Below are 1,101 nucleotides of genomic sequence, written 5' to 3'. Positions count from 1 at the left end.
CGCCGACGCCGACGCATGCACCGCGACCGCCGGCGCGCCCGCGACCTGGCGGGCGACGACCGCCGCGGCCTCGAACAGCGCGGTACGGGAGAGCGTGACGTCGCCGACCTGAACAGCGGGCGCGTCGTGATCGACGTCGAGCGACGGAAAAAGAGTCACCGTCCCATCCTCGCGTCCCCACCCCGCCGCGGGAACGCATTCACCGCAGGTCGCGACGGCGCCGCCGGTCACGCCGCCGGCGGCGTGACCGGTCCTTCCGCGTGGGCAGCGCGGTCACCGACCCCGCCGGAGCGGCCACGGGCCCACGGGCGGTTAGGCTGGCCCGTTATGCCAGCACACCTGCCCGAGCCCGCTCGTCCGCCGCAGCCGGCCGCCGGGGCGGTGCTCACCGTCGTCGGCATCGGGGCGGAGGGCTGGGACGGTCTCGCTCCGGCCGCCCGCGAGGTGCTCGCCAGCGCCGGCGTGCTGCTCGGCGCCCGTCGCCAGCTCGACCTGATCCCCGAGCGCGGCGACGGGCGACCGATCGGTGGCCGTCGGGTGAGCTGGCCGTCACCGCTACTGCCGGCCCTGCCCGGCCTGCTCGCCGAGCACGGTATCCACGTCGAACCCCACGCCCAGGCCTGCGCGGCCGGGGCCGCGGGTGGGGTGTGCGTGCTCGCCAGTGGTGATCCGATGTTCTACGGGATCGGGACCACGCTGGTCCGGCTGCTCGGCGCGGACCGGGTGCGGGTGCTGCCGTATCCGTCCTCGACGTCGCTGGCGTGTGCGCGCCTGGGCTGGGCGGTCGAGGACGTCGAGGTCCTCAGCGTGGTCGGGCGGCCGCTGGACCGCGTCCGGCTCGCCCTCGCGCCGCGCCGGCGCCTGCTGGTCCTCAGCGCCGACCGGACCACCCCGGGCGCCCTCGCGGACCTGCTGGTCGCCGCCGGCTACGGGACCAGCCCGGTGACGGTCCTCGACCGGCTCGGCGCCCCGGACGAGTCCCGCCGGGACGCGGTCGCCGCGGACTGGGTGGGCGGCCACGCACCGTCCGATCTCAACATCGTCGCCGTCGAGTGCCGGCCCGCGGCGGCGGCGGCGCGCCGCCCGCGCGGCCCCGGACTG

At 77.6% G+C, this 1,101-nt stretch carries 1 protein-coding gene; it reads left to right on the top strand.

The features are described 5' to 3' along the window. Nucleotides 1–327: 327 nt before the first annotated feature. On the top strand, nucleotides 328–1,101 hold a 774-nt coding region (gene cbiE, locus MXD58_RS25240), incomplete at its 3' end, for a precorrin-6y C5,15-methyltransferase (decarboxylating) subunit CbiE (RefSeq protein WP_250610153.1).

Origin of the sequence: Frankia sp. AgKG'84/4, from assembly GCF_023242965.2 — a bacterium.
Lineage (GTDB): Bacteria > Actinomycetota > Actinomycetes > Frankiales > Frankiaceae > Frankia.
This window is presented reverse-complemented; position numbering and strand designations above follow the sequence as displayed.